This window comes from Acinetobacter sp. YH12218, from assembly GCF_013417925.1.
GTDB classification, from domain to species: Bacteria; Pseudomonadota; Gammaproteobacteria; order Pseudomonadales; family Moraxellaceae; genus Acinetobacter; species Acinetobacter amyesii.
In genome coordinates, this window is record NZ_VPDB01000132.1 from 1 (window position 1) to 3444 (window position 3444).

Consider the following 3444-nt stretch of genomic DNA (forward strand, 5'->3'; position numbering starts at 1 on the left):
GGGCTATAGCTACTCGCTACGACAAACTGGCAAGAAACTACGCCAGTAATGTCGCATTAGCCTTTGTCATGGTATGGCTGCCAATGCATTGCTGAATGATATTTGAGCAAAGATCAACAGCCTCTAATAACTGCAACACTCGCTCATAGCCTGTTGCAATTGCTCTTTAAAAATTATGTCTGGCTGAATAAACCCCAGAGTTTTCCTGGGCCGTAAATTCAAGCGTTGCTGATATTTAGTCATCAGCTCGTTAGTTACAGTGCGCAAATCAGTACCTTTTGGCACGTATTGACGCAATAACCCGTTCGCATTTTCGTTCGCACCGCGCTGATACGAAGCATACGGATCAGCAAAATAAACGTCTGTATCAAGCTCTTCTGCGATACGTTCGTGATCAGCGAATTCCAAACCATTATCGGCTGTAATGCTGTGCACCATAACTTTAAAGGGCTGCAGCATTTCTATAGTTGCGTTAGCAACGGCATCAGCATGTTTACTTGTGACTTTTTTCACAAGATAAAAACGGCTTTTACGCTCTAACAGCGTGACGATAGCACCGGTTCCACGTTTGCCGATAACGGTGTCAATTTCCCAGTCGCCGTAGCGTTCTCGGTCATCAATAATTGCTGGCCGGTCGTGTATCGAGCGACGGCCTAAAATCCGACCTCGTTGCTTATGCAGGCGCTTTTTATAGCGTCTTAACCGGTGGCGAAGGTGAGTAAATAAACCACCGCCGCCGTAAAAATCAGCCAGAACATAATTGTAAATCCACTCGTGACTGACTGGATAGCCTATTCGCGTGCAGATAGCCGATATCTGCTCCGGGCTCCAGTCCATCTCGAGCATAAGCTCTACAGCGTTGCGAGTATTCTCGCAAACCCGTTTGGGCTTTGGCTTTAAACGCCGTTTTAGTGTGCGCTCTTGAGCCAATTGAGGGTCATAAGACCCGCATAAATTGTTGTTTCGTCGCAACTCTCGATGGACGGTTGAGGGTGCAATGTTCAGCTTTCTTGCAATCTCTCGTTGTGAAAATTCTTCTGAGAGCAACGCAGAAATCTGGTATCGTTGCCCCTCGGTCAGCTGCCGATAACTCATGTTGGAACTCACTTTTTTTGGTCGAAAAGTAAGACTACCACATGTGGGTAGCTGACCTCCTTCCGACCTATCCCATTACATGAGTGTTGCGGTTATTATCTGAATTCAGGCAAAACCTAACCTACTATTTATCTTTGCTCGAAAAATTCTCCCTCAGCGAGTTAACCCAGCTTGAGAATTTATGTATTGAGTCACCGCCTTTACCAAGCAGTTCCCTTAGCTCTTCTTCGAAGTGCGTTTGCTTTTTCTCCTCCGGTTCGGGCAGCGGCGGCAGTATGTGGGCAAAGTAGGTTTTGTCGAGTAAGCGGTGCAGCATACGCTCGCCAATAAAAGGCTTATTGCTATTGAGCGCTCTGGCACCTTTTATGATGTTACGAATGTCGTATTGTGTCGGGCTTATATCAGGCACCTGTTTGGGAATATTCAGCAGTTTATACACACCAATACGGGCGGTGCGAATAGAGGCTTCCATGGTGAATATTATGTCATTGCGAGTTTCTACAAATTGTCCCACTAAGCCTAAATTCGTGCAGCCTTCAGGAACTACTCTGGGCCTGTCGCCTGCAGCTCTGGGCATAAACTGAGCTGTAATATAAGGCATAAGCGCAATGCGTATTTTGGTGTTGGCTATAACCTCATCTAACTGGTCTTCAATACCCAGATGATGGCAAAGCTCGGTCAGAATTTCTTTACCGGTGCATTCTGGCATGGTTTTGTTTACACGGTTGCCTTGCTTATCCATCAACAGGCCATAAACCCACAACACCAATGTGTCATCTGGCTGGTCGGGGAAGTGGGGTTGGCGATTACAGGTAACACTTAACAGCCAGTTGGAGTCAGTAAAAGTCACTATGCCGCCGGTTACGGTTCGACCGGAGTATGGGTCGTTTACTGATAAGGTTTTCAGTTTATCGACAAGGGGTGAGGGCTTGCAGGTAAGGGTGGCCGACTCCCATATAGACTTGTCTACGTCACCATAAAATTTTTCTGGCTTACCGAAAACGGGAGACTTCTTGGCGAGGTTCTTCCATAAGTTCCAGCCACTTTCGCTACCCGGGTCATGCCTTTCACAGTTAAGCTCCGGCGCATTATCCATACCGGCATAACCCGTCTGTTCAGTCATTGAGCCGGTGAGGGCGAACACTAAATCATTCTTGCCAACTTCAATATATTGCTCTTTACCTTTAATAACGGCCTGAATTCCGGTTACTGTCTTTTTGTCTCCGGTAAAGCTTATATCAAGGTCATCGACTCTGGCTTCAAAGGTAAATTTCACTCCTTTTTCACGCAAAAAGTCGGTCAGTGGCTTTATAAAGGTGTCGTACTGATTGTATTTAGGGAAAAGCAGAACAGACATGTCACCAAAGCCGTCAATTGAGTCCAGAAAACGATGCAAATAGAGCTTGGTTTCCAACAGGCTGTGGCAGTTTTTAAAAGCAAACATAGTACGGAATAAAAACCAGAAGTTGCTTTGTAAAAAGCCTTCACTGAAATATTCCTCAATGCTCGTGTCGTCTAACTCTTCCTTTCGTTTCAGCATTAAGCGGATAAGTTCCCATTGCTGAGATTTACTCAGTCCCAGGTCTTCTGAGTCAAGGATCTCGCCGGACTTGTTAATTAAACGGGCCTTAGAGTAATTTGGGTCGTTGTCGTTTATCATTCGGTATTCATCGAGAACAGAATACCCTTCGGGAAGTTCAAGGGCGGGAATGTCCTGGAATAGATCCCAGAGGGTGTCGTAGTTCCAGTTCATTTCACGACCACCGCGAATGATGTAACCGTCTTCAGGGTTACCCGCACCATCCATAGAGCCGCCTTCTACCCTCATTTCTTCTAAAATAGTGATATTTTCGGCGGGCATATGACCATCGCGAATTAAATAAAATGCAGCGGCAAGTCCTCCGACACCGCCACCAATTATCCAGGCTTTACGCTTTTCGATTCCCGGAGTTGGTAAGGTTTTATGACGCGAGTAGGGCGATATAAAATCACCCGGCGGCAAAGTGTTAAGCGGTTTATGGCACCAAAAACCACCTGTTGCGTCAGGCTCATGTTCAAAACCCTCTGGTGCGGTTGCCGAGATATCAAATTTCGCAATTGTCTTTTTAGCCATTACGGATTCCTTCCCTTACTGAATAGAAGTACTTGCTGTTCTAGCTGATACCCTTAATGGTATTGCGAACGGCACTTTCAGTATAGTCGGCACCAAGCCTAGATTCAACTAGAGGCTGTTGATCTTTGAGTGAAAATTAAACGGCATAGCAACAAGGTATAATGGTTTCGCCAAAAATCAAAAATACCACCGAGAACGGACGTTGCTATGCCAAGAACAATGTTAACAGATAAAGC

At 45.8% G+C, this 3444-nt stretch carries 2 protein-coding genes and 1 pseudogene; 1 reads left to right on the forward strand and 2 read right to left on the reverse strand.

The features are described from left to right. Positions 1–95, forward strand: a pseudogene (locus tag FTV03_RS17280) (IS5/IS1182 family transposase); the annotation flags it as partial. A gap of 28 nt (positions 96–123) precedes the next feature. Here FTV03_RS17280 and FTV03_RS17285 read toward each other — a convergent pair. Together FTV03_RS17285 and FTV03_RS17290 are read right to left on the reverse strand one after the other, a co-directional pair. Further along, positions 124–1095: an IS30 family transposase gene (locus tag FTV03_RS17285; RefSeq protein WP_180005633.1), complete on the reverse strand. Its 972-nt coding sequence runs from the start codon at positions 1093–1095 to the stop codon at positions 124–126. Positions 1096–1219: 124 nt separating this feature from the next. Continuing rightward, complete coding sequence (locus FTV03_RS17290; RefSeq protein ID WP_180005632.1) at positions 1220–3208, reverse strand: oleate hydratase; 1989 nt, start codon at positions 3206–3208, stop codon at positions 1220–1222. Positions 3209–3444: the final 236 nt, after the last annotated feature.